Origin of the sequence: Pseudomonas gessardii, from assembly GCF_001983165.1 — a bacterium.
Classification (GTDB): Bacteria; Pseudomonadota; Gammaproteobacteria; order Pseudomonadales; family Pseudomonadaceae; genus Aquipseudomonas; species Aquipseudomonas gessardii.
In genome coordinates, this window is sequence record NZ_MNPU01000012.1 from 103335 (window position 1) to 120943 (window position 17609).

The 17609-nt window shown below is 61.7% G+C and carries 15 protein-coding genes; 7 read left to right on the plus strand and 8 right to left on the minus strand.

The features are described 5' to 3' along the window. The first annotated feature begins 64 nt into the window (after nucleotides 1-64). Entirely contained in the window at nucleotides 65-2104 is a 2040-nt protein-coding gene (locus BLL38_RS11215) for an NADPH-dependent 2,4-dienoyl-CoA reductase (RefSeq protein ID WP_076962634.1), read from the plus strand. Nucleotides 2105-2161: 57 nt separating this feature from the next. Beyond that, complete coding sequence (locus BLL38_RS11220) at nucleotides 2162-3052, plus strand: 1-aminocyclopropane-1-carboxylate deaminase/D-cysteine desulfhydrase (RefSeq protein WP_076962635.1); 891 nt, start codon at nucleotides 2162-2164, stop codon at nucleotides 3050-3052. Here BLL38_RS11220 and BLL38_RS11225 read toward each other — a convergent pair. The 3 genes from BLL38_RS11225 to BLL38_RS11235 form a co-directional block, all read right to left on the minus strand. Then, nucleotides 3049-3594, minus strand: coding sequence for a cytochrome b (locus BLL38_RS11225; RefSeq protein ID WP_076962636.1), 546 nt, complete (start codon nucleotides 3592-3594; stop codon nucleotides 3049-3051). The genes BLL38_RS11220 and BLL38_RS11225 overlap by 4 nt on opposite strands. A 114-nt stretch (nucleotides 3595-3708) precedes the next feature. Continuing rightward, complete coding sequence (phnX, locus tag BLL38_RS11230) at nucleotides 3709-4536, minus strand: phosphonoacetaldehyde hydrolase (RefSeq protein WP_076962637.1); 828 nt, start codon at nucleotides 4534-4536, stop codon at nucleotides 3709-3711. Nucleotides 4537-4614: 78 nt separating this feature from the next. Then, entirely contained in the window at nucleotides 4615-5724 is a 1110-nt protein-coding gene (locus tag BLL38_RS11235; RefSeq protein WP_076962638.1) for a 2-aminoethylphosphonate--pyruvate transaminase, read from the minus strand. Nucleotides 5725-5836: 112 nt separating this feature from the next. Between BLL38_RS11235 and BLL38_RS11240 the strand changes: the two genes are divergently transcribed. Beyond that, nucleotides 5837-6697 (plus strand): LysR substrate-binding domain-containing protein, encoded by an 861-nt coding sequence (locus BLL38_RS11240; protein ID WP_076962639.1) that lies wholly within the window; start codon nucleotides 5837-5839, stop codon nucleotides 6695-6697. Nucleotides 6698-6851: 154 nt separating this feature from the next. Here the strand turns inward: BLL38_RS11240 and BLL38_RS11245 are convergent, their stop codons facing one another. From BLL38_RS11245 to BLL38_RS11260, 4 genes are all read right to left on the minus strand, one after another. Beyond that, nucleotides 6852-7373: a flavin reductase family protein gene (locus BLL38_RS11245; RefSeq protein WP_076962640.1), complete on the minus strand. Its 522-nt coding sequence runs from the start codon at nucleotides 7371-7373 to the stop codon at nucleotides 6852-6854. 8 nt (nucleotides 7374-7381) lie between these two features. Beyond that, complete coding sequence (locus BLL38_RS11250) at nucleotides 7382-8410, minus strand: methionine synthase (RefSeq protein ID WP_076962641.1); 1029 nt, start codon at nucleotides 8408-8410, stop codon at nucleotides 7382-7384. 26 nt (nucleotides 8411-8436) lie between these two features. Then, the gene (locus BLL38_RS11255; protein WP_076962662.1) at nucleotides 8437-9420 is read right to left on the minus strand and encodes a DUF1852 domain-containing protein; all 984 of its coding nucleotides are present in this window, start codon (nucleotides 9418-9420) and stop codon (nucleotides 8437-8439) included. Nucleotides 9421-9696: 276 nt separating this feature from the next. Continuing rightward, nucleotides 9697-10575 (minus strand): LysR substrate-binding domain-containing protein, encoded by an 879-nt coding sequence (locus BLL38_RS11260; RefSeq protein ID WP_076962642.1) that lies wholly within the window; start codon nucleotides 10573-10575, stop codon nucleotides 9697-9699. Nucleotides 10576-10841: 266 nt separating this feature from the next. On the opposite strand from BLL38_RS11260, the gene BLL38_RS11265 reads away from it, so the two are divergent. Then, nucleotides 10842-12167, plus strand: coding sequence for an MFS transporter (locus tag BLL38_RS11265; RefSeq protein ID WP_076962643.1), 1326 nt, complete (start codon nucleotides 10842-10844; stop codon nucleotides 12165-12167). 118 nt (nucleotides 12168-12285) lie between these two features. Beyond that, nucleotides 12286-12993, plus strand: coding sequence for a YebC/PmpR family DNA-binding transcriptional regulator (locus BLL38_RS11270; RefSeq protein ID WP_076962644.1), 708 nt, complete (start codon nucleotides 12286-12288; stop codon nucleotides 12991-12993). A 133-nt stretch (nucleotides 12994-13126) separates the two neighbouring features. Here the strand turns inward: BLL38_RS11270 and BLL38_RS11275 are convergent, their stop codons facing one another. Further along, on the minus strand, nucleotides 13127-14431 hold the full coding sequence (locus BLL38_RS11275; RefSeq protein WP_076962645.1) for a protein kinase: 1305 nt from the start codon (nucleotides 14429-14431) through the stop codon (nucleotides 13127-13129). A gap of 287 nt (nucleotides 14432-14718) precedes the next feature. Between BLL38_RS11275 and BLL38_RS11280 the strand changes: the two genes are divergently transcribed. Next, entirely contained in the window at nucleotides 14719-16326 is a 1608-nt protein-coding gene (locus BLL38_RS11280) for an amino acid adenylation domain-containing protein (protein WP_076962646.1), read from the plus strand. Next, the gene (locus BLL38_RS11285; protein ID WP_076962647.1) at nucleotides 16323-17600 is read left to right on the plus strand and encodes a hypothetical protein; all 1278 of its coding nucleotides are present in this window, start codon (nucleotides 16323-16325) and stop codon (nucleotides 17598-17600) included. The genes BLL38_RS11280 and BLL38_RS11285 overlap by 4 nt, the downstream gene beginning before the upstream one ends. Nucleotides 17601-17609 lie beyond the last annotated feature (9 nt).

The following is a 17609-nucleotide window of genomic DNA, read 5'->3' on the forward strand; positions in this document are numbered from 1 at the left end:
ATAAACCGATGGCCGGCCATTCGAGCCTGTCACGTCCCGTGATGATCCGTTGTGGAGCTGTACCATGAGCGCTGCTGCCTACCCGCATTTGCTGGCCCCGTTGGACCTGGGTTTTACCACCTTGCGCAACCGCACCCTGATGGGTTCGATGCACACTGGCCTGGAAGAAAAGCCCGGCGGTTTCGAGCGCATGGCCGCGTATTTTGCCGAACGCGCCCGTGGCGGCGTGGGCCTGATGGTCACCGGCGGGATTGGCCCGAACGATGAAGGCGGGGTGTATGCCGGGGCGGCCAAGCTGACCACCGAGGCCGAGGCGCTCAAGCACAAGATCGTCACCCAGGCGGTGCACGAGGCGGGCGGCAAGATCTGCATGCAAATCCTGCATGCCGGGCGTTACGCCTACAGCCCCAAGCAGGTCGCACCCAGCGCGATCCAGGCGCCGATCAACCCGTTCAAGCCCAAGGAGCTGGACGAGGACGGCATCGAAAAGCAGATCAGCGACTTTGTTACCTGCTCGCGACTGGCCCAGGTCGCCGAGTACGACGGCGTGGAAATCATGGGCTCGGAAGGTTATTTCATTAACCAGTTCCTCGCCGCCCACACCAACCATCGCACTGACCGCTGGGGTGGCGCCTACGAAAACCGCATGCGTTTGCCGGTGGAAATCGTGCGCCGGGTGCGCGAAGCCGTGGGGCCGAACTTCATCATTATCTTCCGCCTGTCGATGCTCGACCTGGTGGAAGGCGGCAGCACCTGGGAAGAGATCGTGCAGTTGGCCAAGGCCATCGAGCAGGCGGGTGCGACGCTTATCAACACCGGCATCGGCTGGCACGAAGCACGTATCCCGACCATCGCCACCAAGGTGCCGCGTGGCGCGTTCAGTAAAGTCACGGCCAAGCTGCGCGGCGCGGTGCAGATCCCGTTGATCACCACCAACCGCATCAACACCCCGCAAGTGGCCGAGCAGATCCTCGCCGAAGGTGATGCCGACATGGTGTCCATGGCCCGGCCGTTCCTCGCCGACCCGGAGTTCGTCAACAAGGCTGCCGCTGGCCGTGCCGATGAGATCAATACCTGCATCGGCTGCAACCAGGCCTGCCTGGACCACACCTTCAGCGGCAAATTGACCACTTGCCTGGTTAACCCGCGTGCCTGCTACGAAACCGAGCTTAATTACCTGCCGGTCAAGCAGATCAAGAAAATCGCCGTGGTCGGCGCCGGCCCCGCCGGCCTGGCGGCTGCCACCGTGGCGGCGGAGCGCGGTCACCAGGTGACCCTGTTCGATTCGGCCAGCGAGATCGGCGGCCAGTTCAATGTGGCCAAGCGCGTGCCGGGCAAGGAAGAGTTTTTTGAAACCCTGCGTTACTTCAAGCGCAAGCTGCAAACCACCCATGTCGAGTTGTGCCTCAACACCCGGGTGGATGTGGCGCAACTGGTGGCCGGCGGTTATGACGAGATCATCCTCGCCACCGGTATCGCGCCGCGGACCCCGGCCATTCCAGGCGTGCAGAACGCCAAGGTGCTCAGCTACCTGGACGTGCTCCTGGCACGCAAACCGGTGGGCAAGCGCGTTGCGGTGATTGGCGCCGGTGGGATCGGCTTCGACGTCTCGGAGTTTCTCGTGCACCAGGGCGTGTCCACCAGCCTGGACCGCGAAGCGTTCTGGAAGGAGTGGGGTATCGACACCCATCTGCAAGCCCGTGGCGGCGTGGCCGGGATCAAGCCCGAGCGCCATGCGCCGGCGCGTGAGGTGTACCTGTTGCAGCGCAAGGCTTCCAAGGTCGGCGACGGCCTGGGCAAGACCACTGGCTGGATCCACCGTACCGGCCTGAAGAACAAGCAGGTGCAGATGCTCAATAGCGTTGAGTACCTGAAGATCGACGACGAGGGCCTGCATATCCGTATTGGTGCCGAGGGCGAGCCCCAGGTGCTGGCGGTGGACAACATCGTCATCTGCGCCGGGCAAGACCCGCTGCGCGAACTGCAAGAGGACCTGGTCGCCGCGGGCCAGCACGTGCACCTGATCGGCGGTGCCGATGTGGCCGCCGAGCTGGATGCCAAGCGCGCCATCAACCAAGGCTCGCGCCTGGCCGCCGAGTTGTAAGGGGCGCGCAGGGGCGGTGTTAGACTAGCGCCCCTTTTTTCATGCAGATATGCCCTGATGGGTCCTTTCGATTGGCTTCCCCACGCGCCCCTTGAACCCTTGCAGCTGGATTGGCTGAACGGGGTCGAGGTGGCCGTGCTGCGCCTGGACCGCATCGACCCGCTGATCAGCGGCAACAAGTGGTTCAAGCTCAGCGGGCACCTGGCCCAGGCGCAACAGGCGGGTGCCAGCGGCATCATCAGCCTGGGCGGCGCCTACTCCAATCATCTGCATGCCCTGGCGGCGGCCGGCAAACGCTTTGGCTTTGCCACCGTCGGCCTGCTGCGCGGGCACCCGCAAGACACCCCGACGGTCCTCGACCTGCAAGCCTTCGGCATGCAACTGCACTGGTTGGGTTATGGCGGTTACCGCGCGCGGCATGAGCCGGACTTCTGGTTGCCCTGGCGCGAGCGATACCCGCACCTGCATCCCGTGCCCGAAGGCGGCGGCGCGGTGACGGGGGCGTTGGGCTGTGGGGTGTTGGTCGAGCAGGTGCGCAGGCAGTTGCCCGCCCTGGGGTGGGCCGACTATGACGCCTGGTGGCTGGCAGCCGGCACCGGTACCACCCTGGCGGGGCTGGTGCTGGCGGAGGCGGGTGCCCATCCGGTGTACGGGGCACTGGCGGTGCCGGATGATCACGGGGTTGCGCAGAACGTGCAGGCTATCGTGCAGGGCGGGTATGAGTTGTTGGAGGCCAGCCGTGGCGGCTTTGCGAAGGTCGATCCGGTATTGCTGGAGTTTATCCAGGCCACCGAGCAGGCCAGTGGCCTGCCGTTGGAACCGCTCTACACCGGCAAGGCGCTGCTGGCGCTCAAGCAGCAGATCGAGGCCGGACGCTTGGCCCCCGGCACTCGCCTGGTCTTTGTGCACACCGGCGGCTTGCAGGGCCGCCGGGGTTTTGTGGATTAACGCTTGGGCAACATGCGCAACACGGTGTTGTCGCGCATAAAGTAGTGGTGATACAGCCCCGCCGCCGCATGCAGGCCAATCAGCCAGTAGCCGATGGTGCCGCCCAGTACATGCCAGCCTTCGATCTGCTTGGCCAGGTCCTTGTTCTCACCGATCAGGGGTGGCAACTCGATCCCGTAGAACCACACCGGATGCCCCTCGGCACTGACAATCAGCCAGCCGAAAATCGGCATGCCGATCATGAACACATACAGCGCCACGTGCATCAGGGTCGCCAGCAGGGTTTGCCAGTGCGGCGGCGCCGGCAGGATTTTCGGTGCCACGCCGAGGCTGCGGGCAAACAGGCGCAGCCAGACCAGCACAAACACGGTCAGGCCGAACATGAAATGCAGTTCTTTGATCAGGGTGCGCCCGCCACTGCCCTTGGGGAAAATCCCGCGAAATTCAATGGTGACGTAGACCGCCACCAGCAGCACCAACATCAGCCAGTGCAGGGCAATGGACATCGTACTGTAACGGGACTCACTGTTTTTCCACGGCATCGCGTCTTTCCTCACTCATCAGGGGCAAACCTCCGTTCTTTGGCGACGGAGTCCCTTCAGCCTAAACCTGTTGCGCAAGGTTTGCCCGAGTGAGGGGCGAAGTATTGATCTCGATCAGGCGCTTTGTGGCATTTCACCACGGGCCAGGCGCTGATTGATGTCGGCGATCACACCGGGCAGGTCGGTGATGGTGTCGATCAGGTAGTGCGGGCGTGAGCCGGCAAACAGCGTTTCGATACGCTGGCGCTCGCTGGCCAGCGTCGCCGGGTCCAGGGCGCGGAACTGCTCGTAGGTCAGGCCCAGGGCGTTGCCCGAGCAGGTCAGCGCCACGGTCCACATCCCGGCGCGGCGGCCTTCGAGGATGCCCGGCACGGTGTCGTCGATCTTCACGCAGGCCGCCACGTCGTCAATGCCCAGGGCGATCACGTTGGCCAGGGCCTGGGCCGGCCATGGGCGGCCATTGGGCACTTCATCGGTGGCCACCACGTGGTCGGCGATATAGCCGTTGGTGGCGGCCAGTTCGACCACCTTGTCCATCACTGGCTTGGGGTAGCCGGAGCAGGAGCCGATCTTGATCCCTTGCGCACGCAACGCGGCGATGGTCGCCAGGGCGCCGGGAATCAGCGCCGAGTGTTCGGCGATCTTCTCGATCTGCAAGGGCATGAAGCGCTCGTAGATGGCGGTCACGTCAGCGTCGGTCGGCGTGCGGCCGAAGGCTTTGCGATAGTGCTCGGCCACTTGCGGCTGATCACACAGGGTGCGGATATGGTCCCACTTGCCCATGCCCATCGGGCCACGGGCTTCTTCGATGGAGACCTGCACGTCGAACTCGGCAAACGCCTCGACAAAAATCTGCGTGGGGGCAAAGGAGCCGAAGTCGACCACGGTGCCGGCCCAGTCAAGGATAGCGGCCTGCAGGGTGTTGGGGTTCTGATAGTTCATGGTGCAAATCCTGTAAATAATGTGTAGGAACCGGCTTGCCGGCGATAGCGGCCCTGAAGGCCCCATCGCCGAGGGGAATCAGATTTCGAGCACTTCCATCTCTTGCAGCGCCTGACCGATCGCCGCCACCGCCGCCTGCATCTCGGCCTGGTTGACATGACCGATGCAGCCGACGCGGAAGGTCTCCACCTGGGTCAACTTGCCCGGATACAGAATGAAACCCTTGGCCTTGACCCGCTCGTAGAAGTCCTTGAACTGGTAGCGCGGATCTTTCGGTGCGTGGAAGGTGATGATGATCGGCGCCTGGATCGCGGCCGGCAGGAAGCTGCGCAGACCCAGGTCGGCCATGCCGTCCAGCAGCGTCTGGCAGTTGGCGGCATAGCGCTGATGACGGGCTGGCAGGCCGCCTTCTTCGTTGTATTGCAGCAGCGCTTCATGCAGGGCGGCTACCACGTGGGTCGGCGGGGTAAAGCGCCATTGCCCGGTCTTGGCCATGTAGGCGTGCTGGTCGAACAAATCCATGGCCAGGGAATGGCTGTTGCCCTGGGCGGCGGCCAGTGCGTCTTTTTTGGCAAAGACAAAACCCATGCCGGGCACGCCTTCCAGGCATTTGCCGGAGGCAGCGATCAGGGCGTCAAACGGCACTTGGGCGGCGTCGATGGGCAGCGCGCCAAAGGAGCTCATGGCGTCGATGATCAGGCGCTTGCCATGGCGCTGGATGACCTGGGCGATCTCCGGCAGCGGGTTGAGGATGCCAGTGCTGGTTTCGCAGTGGATCAGCGCGATATGGGTGATGCTGCTGTCAGCCTGCAACAGACGGTCGACATCGGCGGCGGTGGTGGGCTGGTCCTCAGCGGTCTCGAAGGTGCTGAACGGGCGGCCCAGCACTTCGCAGATCTTCGCCAGGCGCTTGCCGTAGGCGCCGTTGATCAGCACCAGCACTTTGCCATCGCGGGGCACCAGGGTACCGATGGCGGCTTCGACGGCGAACGTGCCGCTGCCCTGCAAGGGCACGCAGTGATGGCTGTCGCCACCGTTAATGATCACCAGCAGTTGCTCGCAGAGGCTGGCGGTCAGTTGGTTGAAGCGGTCATCCCACGAACCCCAGTCAACCATCATCGCCTGGCGGGTGCGGGCAGAGGTGGTCAGGGGCCCAGGTGTGAGCAGGATCGGCGCGGCAGTACTCATTCTCATGTCCTCGCAAAGCAGTGGGATGAAGCTACGGGGCATAAATTGCAGTTTGCCTTGTCATCAATCAAATTGTTTGTTGTTATGCCAGCCATCAGTGAGGCCGATAGCTATGAATCTTTTCCAACTCCGTGCATTTGACGCCGTGGCCCGGGACGGCAGTTTTACCCGTGCCGCCGCGCGCCTGTTTATCAGCCAGCCAGCCGTGACCGGGCATATCAAGGCGCTGGAAGAGCATTACCAGATCACCCTGCTGCGGCGTACCGCGCGGCGCGTGGAGTTGACGGAGCAGGGCATCAAGCTGGCGGCCATCACCCGCAGCATCTTCGGCCTGGTGGATGAAGCGCAGACCCTGCTCGAAGCCAACCGCCAATTGCTCACCGGACGCCTGGAGGTGGCGGCGGATGGCCCGCATATGGTCATGCCGATGTTGGCAAAGCTGCGTGCCCGTTACCCGGGGATCACCGTCAACCTGCGCCTGGGCAATGCCCAGGAAACCCTGGCGGCGCTGCTGTCCGAGCATGCGGATGTGGCGGTGTTGACCGAAGTCGAGCCGCGCAAGGGCGTGCACCTGCAGCCGTTGAACGAGTCACGTATCTGCGCGTTGGTACCGGCTGGCCACCCGTGGCTGGCGGACCCGGCGGGTATTCGCCTGGAGCAGTTGGACCAGGTGATCATGGTGCTGCGCGAGCCCAGTTCCATCACCCGCCGCACTTTCGACGAGGCGTGTGCCAAGGCCGGCGTGCAGCCCAAGGTGTTGCTGGAACTCGATAGCCGCGAAGCGGTGGCGGAAGCGGTGGCCGCCGAATTGGGGGTGGGGGTGGTGTCTTCCATGGAAGTCAGCCGGGACCCGCGGGTGCATGCGATTGCGATCCGTGGCGATGGGCTGCTGAACCAGCACATGCTCGGCTGCATGGAACGACGCCGCGAGTTGCGCTTGATTCAGGCGTTTTTCGAGTTGGCCTCAAGCTGATTGGGACGTTGCACCCCGTTTGACCAGTCGTTTGCATTCGACTTCGAGTTGGCCCCGTACCCCTCTCGCAGGGCTGTAGGTGTCTAGTGTGGGTTAACGCAACATAACGCAGTGGCTTGTGGCCAGTGCGTTTACGCAGGAAAACCCTCGTCGCTCAAACTGCGCCATGCGCCGCCAGGTTGCGATACTGCCCTTTGAAATACAGCAATGGCTGTGCGGTGTCGGCCTTTTGCAGATCCATGGCTTTCACCTCACCAATCACTATCACGTGATCGCCTGCGACGTGCTCGGCGTGGATTTCACAGTCGAGCCAGTGCAGGCTGTCGGCAATGACGGGGTTACCTAGCGGTGATTCCTGCCATTCGATTCCATGCCACTTATCCGTGCCTCGGCGAGCGAACTGGTTGGAAATCCCAACCTGTTCACCGGACAGAATATTGACTGCGAATCGACCTGCCTCACGAATCTTCGGATAGCTGGCCGAGCTGCACATGACGCTGAACGAGACCAGTGGCGGGTTCATCGATACGCTATAAAACGACTGGCAAGTAAAGCCAATCGGCTCATCACCGGTGTGCGATGTAATCACCGTGATACCGCAAGCGTAGTGCCCGAGCGCCTGACGAAAGCTCAGGGGCTCGATGGAAGTAGCAGTGGTAGTGGCAGTGAGTGACATCGCGATTCCTAGTTCGACAGCTCTTTTCGAATGATCTCTGCGCCTGCGCTCAACGCATTCAACTTGCCCCTTGCCACCTGGCGAGGCAACGGAGCCATGCCGCAGTTGGTGCAAGGATAGAGCTTGTCGGCATCTACGAACTGAAGTGCCTTGCGTAGGGTATTGGCGACTTCCTCGGGCGTCTCGATGGCATGGTTTGCCACATCAATGGCGCCCACCATCACTTTTTTACCCCGGATGAGTTCGATCAGATCCATCGGGACGTGAGAGTTGTGACATTCGAGCGAGACGATATCGATGCTGGATTTCTGCAACTTGGGGAACGCTTCTTCATACTGGCGCCACTCCGAACCCAGCGTTTTTTTCCAGTCGGTGTTGGCCTTGATGCCATAGCCATAGCAAATATGCACGGCGGTTTCGCATTTGAGCCCTTCGATTGCTCGCTCCAAGGTGGCCACACCCCAGTCATTCACCTCGTCAAAAAACACGTTGAATGCAGGCTCATCGAACTGGATGATATCTACCCCGGCAGCCTCCAGCTCTCTGGCCTCCTGATTGAGAATCTTCGCGAATTCCCAGGCCAGTTTTTCACGGCTTTTGTAGTGAGCATCGTAGAGGGTGTCAATCATCGTCATGGGGCCGGGCAGGGCCCATTTAATTGGCTGCTTCGTCTGCTGGCGCAAGAATTTGGCGTCTTCCACGAATACCGGCTTTTTCCGAGAAACGGCACCCACAACCGTCGGCACGCTGGCATCGTAGCGATCACGAATCCGGACGGTTTCACGATTCTCGAAATCGACCCCTTCGAGATGCTCGATGAAGGTCGTCACAAAATGCTGACGGGTCTGTTCGCCATCACTGACGATATCAATGCCGGCCAACTGCTGCTCCTGCAAGGCGAGGCGCAAAGCGTCCTGTTTACCTTCAACCAGTTCTTCATCCTGCAATTTCCAGGGCGACCAAAGCGTTTCAGGTTGTGCAAGCCAGGAAGGTTTAGGCAAGCTCCCAGCGGTCGAAGTAGGCAACAGCTTTTTCATTAAAGAAGACCTTGATTTGAAATTAATTAATGCGCGCAGCTAACAGACCATTGATCAAGAATGACCTTATAGGGCTTGATGAATTGCTCTTCGGCAAACTTTCCCTGTTCAGTAGCCAGTCGGCTTCGCTCTTCTCGATCATAAATAATTCGAGTCAATGAATAGTCCTGATGCTTCAAACTAGGCTGGTAGAACTTTCCAGCTACGGAGTTTGCATTGTAAATCTCAGGGCGGTAGATTTTCTGGAACGTATCCATGGTGCTAATGGTGCCAATCAACTCAAGATCGGTGTAATCACCGAGCAAATTCCCCGAGAAGTAGAAAGCCAGTGGCGCGGCACTGTTCGGCGGCATGAAATAACGAACCTTCAAGCCCATTTTCCTGAAGTACTCATCTGTCAAAGAGTAGGCATCTTGCTGGTACTCAAAGCCCAACACAGGGTGCTGGTTCTCGGTTCGAAGGTATGTCCGGGTACTGGATACGCTCAGGCAGATGACCGGTGGCTTGTCGAAGTGCTCTTTGTAAGCGCTGGAGTTGACGAAGCACTTGAATAGTTTGCCGTGCAAATCGCCAAAGTCGTGTGGGGTGCTGAATTGTGACTGGTTCTTGTTGTGCTCCAGCAGCCGCACACTGAAGTCATAGTCTCGCACGTAGGATGAAAAGTTATTTCCCACTATGCCACTGATGCGTTGATTGGTTTCTCGATCAACAATCGTGGTCTTCAAAATCTCAATCAAAGGAATAGCGTGGCCGCGACCTTCAGTATCAATTTTCATTTCAGCGGAAATAATATCCAACTCGACCGTGTAACGATCACCCGTAGGATTGTCCCAGTGCGCCAACGCATTAAAGCGATTATCAATCATCTTCAACGTGTTGCGCAGATTCTCCTGACGACTCTCCCCCCTCGCCAGATTGGCAAAGTTGGTCGTGATGCGCGTAGTGTCTGAAGGAAAGTAATTCTCATCAAAACAAATGCTCTTGATAGCAAATGTGAATTCGTTGTTCATCGTGACCTGCACCCGTATTTTGGACAAACCTGAAATGGCGCCTGGCCTCTTTCAGATTTGATCAACATGCTGTTTCTTCACTCGACGGCTTGTAGATCGGCCAGCGTGAAGAGCTGCACGTATTTTAAGCAAGGAGGCTACATGAACAAAAACGAATTGATTTCAAAAGAGTATTAGTCACGCTCATGATGGCGTGCAGGCTCAGGAACGAGGTTGGGTCGAGTCTGGCCAGCCATCGACAGCCTGTGCACGGGTCAACTCAATGCAATTACTCAGCTAATCTTCGCGCAGGCTTTCCCGGACAATCTCCAGAAAAGTCGCCACCACCCGCCGCGAGCTCTGCTCCTTGAGGCACACCAACGTTTCCTTCATGCGCTGGGTGCAGTCGCGGATGGGCATGGCATACACCCGCGAATCCGCGCCGAATTCCGACGCCGACACCACGCCCACGCCAATCCCCACCACCACCGCTTCACGGGCGGCCTCGCGGCCTTCCACCTGGATCGCCGGGCGGATGCGCAGCCCGGCCTGGTGCATCTCGCGCTCCAGGGTCTGCCGGGTCACCGAGCCGGTTTCGCGCAGGACCAGGGGCGTGTCGTCCAGGTCCGCCAGGTCGATGGACTCGCGCCCGGCCCACGGGTGGTTGCGTGCGACGAACGCCAGCATCGGGTCATCGCGCAGGGGGATCGAGAGCAGGCGCTCATCGTCGACATCGCGCCCCACCAGCGCCAGGTCGGCTTGATAGTTGTACAGGCGGTACAGTGCATCATCGGTGTTGCCGGTCTCGATCTTCACCGTGATCCCCGGATAGCGTTGGCAGAACCGGGCGATTTGCGGCAGCACATGCACCGGCGCGTCCACCGCCAGGGTCAGGCTGCCGGTTTGCAAGGCCTTGGAGTCTTGCAGCAGCTCGTGGGCTTCGGCGGCGATGACAAACAGGCGCTGGGTGATACTCAGCAGGCGCTCCCCCAGGTCGGTCAGGCGCACCGAGCGCTTGTTGCGATGGAACAGCAGCACGCCAAAACGCTCTTCAAGCTTGCGCACCTGGTCGGAAATGGCCGGCTGGGTGAGGAACAGCCGTTCGGCCGCCAGGGTAAAGCTGCCGTGGACGGCCACGGCGTGGAAGGCTTTGAGTTGGGCATGGGATACCGGCATGGCACGACCTCTTACAAGCTGAGCTTATATTTGAAATACGATAAATCGATTTTACCTATTAGTCAGCCATTGCTTTGATAGCCCCCAGTCGCCGCAGGTTGAGTCCTACAACTTCGGCGACCATGGGCCCTTGCGCGCAACCTTGCAGGACTCATCTGACCAGTACCCGGCGCCCTGCGACCCGGTACTGCAGTGCAAAACAATAACAACACAGGCAATTGCTTCTCGACTCTGCCGGCACACTCACACCTGAGGTCAGAACCACCATGAATATCCCTATGGGTAGCATCAAGCGTTGGCGCGTGCAGATTTTCGCCATCACCTGGCTGGCCTATGCCGCCTTCTATTTCACCCGCAAAGCGTTTTCCGTGGCCAAGTTGGGGATCGTCGACGATCCGAGCTTCCCGCTGGACAAGATGATGATGGCCAACCTGGATGGCCTGTACCTGGCGGCCTATGCCGTCGGCCAGTTCACCTGGGGCATGCTCGCCGACCGTTTCGGCCCACGGGTCGTGGTGTTGGGCGGGCTGGTGATTTCGGCGGCCGCTGCCCTGGTCATGGGCACGTTTGCCACCTTGCCGATCTTTGTCACGTGCATGTTGATCCAGGGGCTGGCGCAGTCCACCGGCTGGTCGGGGCTGTGCAAGAACCTTGGCAGTTTCTTCCCGGCGCAACAGCGCGGGCGGGTGCTGGGGTTGTGGAGCTCGTGCTATGCGTTTGGCGGCCTGGTGGCCTCGCCGTTTGCCGGCTGGTGGGCCTATACCCTGATCGGCAGCTGGCATGCGGCATTTATCTCCAGTGCCGCCGTGGTGGCGGTGGTGGCGGTGCTGTTCTTTATCTTCCAGCGCAACACGCCACAGGACGTCGGCCTGCCGGAAGTAGAGCCCGAACCGGCAATGAGTGCGCAAGAGCAGGCGGCGGCGAAGAAAATCAGCATCCTTGAGCCGTTGCGCGCAATCTTGCGCAACCGCACGGTGCTGACCCTGGGCCTGGCGTACTTCCTGTTGAAACCGGCGCGTTACGCGATCCTGTTGTGGGGCCCGGTGATTGTCTATGAGCAGATGCCCTCGGTGGGCAAGGTCGGCGCGGCCATTGTGCCGACGGCGTTCGAGCTGGCGGGGTTGCTGGGGCCGATCATGATTGGCCTGGCATCCGACAAACTGTTTGGCGCCCGACGCATGCCGGCTTGCGTCCTCAGCCTGTTGGCGCTGACCGTGTCCCTGGCGCTGTTTATGGGGGCGTTGCATACCGGCAGCGTGATGCTGGTGATGGCCTTGCTGTTTGTCATGGGCCTGACCCTGTACGGGCCGGACTCGATGATCAGCAGCACCGCGGCGATCGACTTCGGCACGGCCAAGGCCGGCGCCACGGCGGCGGGCTTCGTCAATGGTTGCGGTTCGGTGGGGGCGATCCTCGGTGGCCTGTTGCCGGGCTACTTCGACACGGTAACGGTATTTATCGTGTTCGCCGGCGCCGCGTTGTTTTCCGCACTGGTGCTGATGCCCTATTGGAACGCCCGGCCTGCGGTATTGGCGCAAGTGGGCGACTTTGTGCCGGATCGCACTGTGGCGATCAAACCCCTGCGCACCTGAGGCGCCTGCAACGCTGGCCGGTTTTTTGGTGGAACGATGGGGGCTTGCCCTATAAACTCTGCGGCCAAAGCGCCGGCCAGTAGACGTCTCGGCGCCACGGATATCAAGAGAGTGAGTCATGGGCGCACAGTGGAAGGTTAAACATAAAGAAGCGGCATCCAATGCCAAGGGCAAAATCTTCGGCAAGCTGGTGAAAGAGATCACCATTGCCGCCCGTAACGGTGCGGACACCGCGACCAACGCCCACCTGCGTCTGGTGGTCGAGCAGGCCAAGAAGGCCTCGATGCCCAAGGAAACCCTGGAACGCGCGATCAAGAAAGGCGCGGGCCTGCTGGGCGAGACCGTGCAGTACCATCGCGTGACCTACGAAGGGTTTGCCCCGCACCAGGTGCCGTTGATCGTTGAATGCGTGACCGACAACATCAACCGCACCGTGGCGGAAATCCGCGTGGCGTTCCGCAAGGGGCAACTGGGGGCTTCGGGCTCGGTGGCCTGGGACTTCAACCACGTGGGGCTGATCGAGGCCTCGCCGGATACCCCGGACGCCGACCCGGAAATGGCCGCCATCGAAGCTGGCGCCCAGGACTTTGAAGACGGTGAAGAAGAGGGCACGACCCTGTTCATCACCGAGACCACGGACCTGGACGCGGTGCAGAAAGCCTTGCCGGAGCAGGGGTTTACCGTGTTGTCGGCGAAGTTGGGCTACCTCGCGAAAAACCCGGTCAGCGGGCTGAGCGACGAGCAGATGGCCGAAGTCGAAGCCTTCCTGGAAGGCCTGGACAACCATGATGATGTGCAGGATATGTTCGTCGGCCTGGCGGGCTAAGCCCGGCCTGGAATTATGGGCGCAGACTCGTGTGGGAGCGGGCTTGCTCGCGATAGCGGTGGGTCAGCCAGCTGATGTGCCATCTGATACACCGCAATCGCGGGCAAGCCCGCTCCCACATTTGCAGGGCGTTTCAGAGTGAGGACAGCAGTGTCTCAATCTCTTCGAACGCCGGTCGCGCCAGCACCTGCGGCTGGCAGCAACTGTCACGCAGCGCCTCCAGCACCTGGCGCTGTGCATCGCTCAGGCCTGCGTCAATCCGCTCCAGCAACTCCCCCAGCAACACCCCGAATGCCCGCACTTCAATGCGCTGCAATGCCCTGGTTTCCAAGGTGTCTGCCGTGGCGTGGAAAGATGCCGCGCCAAAGTCCCCGAGCAGGCAATCGCCTTGGGCATTCCACAGGATATTGTGCCCATACAGGTCGCCATGGGTAATGCCGTGCCGGTGCAGATGCGCCGCTACGGAGGCGATGCCGCGCGCCATGCGCAATGCCACTTCCAGGCTGAAACGGGTGGCAGGCTCGTAGATGTCCCGGGTGCAGGACGCCAGGCTGGGCAGGCCGGCGAGGTTGCGGTAGCTCGGGTCGATCAGGTCCATCACCAGGGCGGCCTGGTCAGCGGGGTGGCCGACCACGCGGCCTTGCACCTTGATCAGGTTGGGGTGCAGCCCGGCGGCAATACAGGCCTGCATTTCGTGCAGCGGTGAACCGTCGCTGGTGATGGTGCCCTTGTAGAGTTTGACCGCGACCGGCTCGTTCGACGGTTTGCGCAGCGCCTTGTGAATCACGCCTGAAGCGCCTTCGCCCAGCACGTCGGCCAGCTCCAGCTCGGCCCAGGGAATATTCGGCGTCGCGTCATCAGTTGCCACGTCCACCGCGCTTTCCACCGGGTTGCCGGCATAGGCCAGCCAGGTCAGGCGCGGCAGTGTCAGCAGCCAGTGCGGTAATTGCGTCAGGCGGTTGGAGGCGATGCGCAGCAGTTCGAGGTTATGGCACTGGGCCAGGCTGGCCGGCAATTGCTCCAGGCGGTTGCCGGCCAGCATGAGTTTTTGCAGCAGTGGCCGCTCACCGAGTGCGTCCGGCAACTGGCGGATGCGGTTATCGGTGAGGATCAGCCAGCGCAACGAGAGCGGGAGTGCGGCGGCGGGCACCTGTTCGATCTGGTTGGCCTTGAAGCCGACCATGCTCAACTGCGGGCATTGGCCCAGGCACGCCGGCAGTTCGGTGAAGTTGTTGTCCGAGCAAAACAGCACGCGCAAGTGGGGCAGGCGGTGCAGGTCGTCCGGCAGGCTGCTCAGGGCATTGCCACTGAGGTTGAGGATTTCCAGGGAGTCGGCCAGGTCGAAGATTTCCCGGGGGAACTGCGTCAGGCCGCAGGACAGGTCCAGGCGCTTGATGCCAGCCAGTTGGCCAGCCTTGAGTTGGGCAAGGGTATCCATGAACAGCTTAGGTCACTCGACAGGGGCAAAGGGGCTCATGATAGCGGCTTGAGCGCCAGCGAGCTGACTTGTTGCAACTGCCCCGGCCTGGCAGGCGATGGGGCGGTGTTGAGGGAAACGCCTACCGGCAAAGGTTGTTCCATCTGTAGGAAAAGTAAGCGTTATAGAGAGTCTTGGTCTCTATCGTTTGTGGGCTCTCGTGGCCCTGTAATGTCGTGAATTGTCCTCAGTCCAGCCCTCTGCCTGCCCGAACACTGTGAGGCAGGGGCCAGATGAGGAGTTGACCCATGATATCGGCGACAACAGCGGATAGCGGATTTGCTTGCACCAAGGCACTGGGCCATTTGCCCATTATCCAGCGTAATACCCTTGAAGCCTGGGGATGCGGGCCGGCACGGCCACTGCCGTACGCGTGTATACACCAGGCGTTCGAGGCGCATGCAGCGGCAACCCCCCATGGGATCGCCGCGCTCTGGCGGGGCCAGAGCATCAGCTATGAGCAGTTGAACCGCCAGGCCGACCGGCTGGCCCGGCACCTGATCGAGCAGGGGGTGGTGGCGGGCGACACGGTGGCGCTGTTTGTCGAGCGATCGATCCCCATGCTGGTGGGGATGCTTGCGGTGCTGAAGATTGGTGCGGCCTACGTACCGCAAGATGCCAGGATCACCCCGCCGGCGCAGTTGGCGATGATCCTTGGGGCGTTGTCGAGTACCGTGGTACTGACCTTGTCGGGGTTCAAGGATCGCCTGCCGCTGGCAGCGGGCCAGCCGTGTGTGTGCCTGGATGAGTTCCTGGCACAACAGCCGTGGGTGGCGCAGGCGTGCGCGCTGAACGTTGCCGCGCCGGACCCTGCCAGCCTGTGCTTTGTACTGTTTACCTCCGGGACGACAGGGCGGCCCAATGGCGTACGGGTGACCCACCGCAATGTCTGCAATCTTGTGCTGACGGCACCGGGCAACCTGGGAATCAAGCCGGGCATGCAGGTCGGGCAAATCCTTAATATCGCGTTTGACATGGCCGCCTGGGAAATCCTCGGCTGCCTGGCCCATGGGGCGACGTTGCATATCCGCCAGCAAGACATCGGCGAAACGGCCCGCCAGTGCCAGGTGCTGATCGCCACCCCATCGATACTCGCCACCCTGGACCCCCAGCGGTGCCCCACGCTTGAGGTGGTGGCGGTAGCGGGGGAGCCATGCCCGCAGGCCCTGGCGGATCGCTGGGCGGCCCATTGCACCTTCTACAACGGGTGCGGGCCCACCGAAACCACCATCGTCAATACTCTGCATCGGCATGTACCAGGGGCACCATTGACCATCGGTAAACCGACGCCCAACAACACGGTGTATGTGCTGGATGAACACGGCCAGGCCTGCGCGCCGGGGGAAGTGGGGGAGATGTGGGCCGGGGGCGACGGGGTGACGGCGGGCTATCTGCAGGACCCACTGTTGACCGCGCAGCGCTATCGTCCCGACCCGTTCCTGGCGACGGGGCGGATGATGTTTCGCACGCGGGACCTGGGGCGCTGGACGGACGAGGGGGCCCTGGAGCATCTGGGGCGGGTCGACGACCAGGTCAAGGTCCGCGGGTTTCGCGTGGAGTTGGACGCGGTGGCCAGCACGCTGGAGGCCAGTGGCGCTTGTAGCCGGGCGGTGGCGCTGAAACTCGACAGCCAGCACCTGGTGGCGTTTGTGACACCCGCCACGGTGGACATTCCGGCCGCCAGGCAGTCCTGTGTGCAACGGCTGGCCTACTACTGTGTACCCGCCGTGATTTTTGCCCTGGACCACTTGCCACTGACGGCGCGCGGCAAGCTCGACAAGGCCTTGCTGTTGCAATGGGCCCGCGACAGCGAGGAGGGGCGCCGACTGGCCCTGAAAGCCGGTGAGCGAGCATGATTGAGCGGTGGATGGCGACAGTGGTGCCCGCCCGGCCGGGCGGGTGGCGGCGCTGGTGTGGCTTGCCGATATTTTCCCATTACAACCGGCTGGTGGTGTTGGTGCTGCTGGGCAATGGCTGGTATGCGTTCTGCGGCTTGGAACTGCCCGAGATCGACGTGCCGCAGGTGTCGATGCTGGTGATGATCAACCTGTCCCTGGCAATCCTGGTGCGCCAGCAGTATGTGATCAATGGGCTGTTCTGGCTGGCGACGCGCATTCCGGTGAGCTGGCCACTGTATGTGCGCCGCCACGCCGCCAAGGTCTATCACCTGGGCGGGCTGCACAGCGGCGGTGCGCTGGCGGCGACGCTGTGGTTCGCCGTGCTGGTCGGCAGCCAGGGCTGGCGATATCTGCAACAGCCGCAGAGTGTTTCGGCGCCGTGGTTGCTGGTCAGTGCGGCACTGTTGGGCTTGTTGCTGCTGATGGTGCTCATGGCGCAGCCGGGGATCCGCCGTCGCTTTCACAATGGCTTTGAGCGTGTGCACCGGTTTGCGGGGTGGGGGGCCTTGCTGCTGTTCTGGGTGCAGGCCCTGCTGGCCGAGGCCCCTGCGGCGGCGTTGTGGGTGCTACTGGTGCTGACCTTCAGTATTGCCCTGCCTTGGTTGCGGTTGCGCAAAGTGGCGATCAGTCATCAGCGGCCTTCCGGCCATGCCGTGATCAGCACATTGCGACACACCACGCCCTTTGCCGGCTCGTCTACGGCCATCAGCCTGCAGCCGCTGCTGGAGTGGCATTCATTTGCCAATATCCCGGCCCCGGGCCAGCCGGGCTTTCGCCTGATCATTTCCAGGGCCGGGGACTGGACGGGGCGTTTTATCGAGCAGAGGCCGTCCCATGTGTGGGTCAAGGGCATCACCACAGCGGGGGTGGCCCATGTCGAGACCTTGTTCAGGTCGGTGGTGTATATCGCCACCGGCAGCGGTATTGGCCCGGTGATGCCGCACTTGTTGGCGAGGCAGGTGCCGATCCAGTTGGTATGGTCCACCCGCAGCCCGGCCAAGACCTATGGCGAGGAATTGGTCGCAGAAATCCTCCGTGCACAACCCCACGCTGTGATCTGGGATACCGATGTACGGGGCAAGCCTGACCTGGTGCAACTGGCCTACGCCGCGGTGCAGGATGTGGGGGCCGAAGCGGTGATCTGTATCGCCAACCAGGCGTTGACGCGCCGGGTGGTGGAGGAAATGGAGGCGCGGGGGATTGCGGCTTATGGCGCGATCTGGGATTCCTGAGCAAAAGGC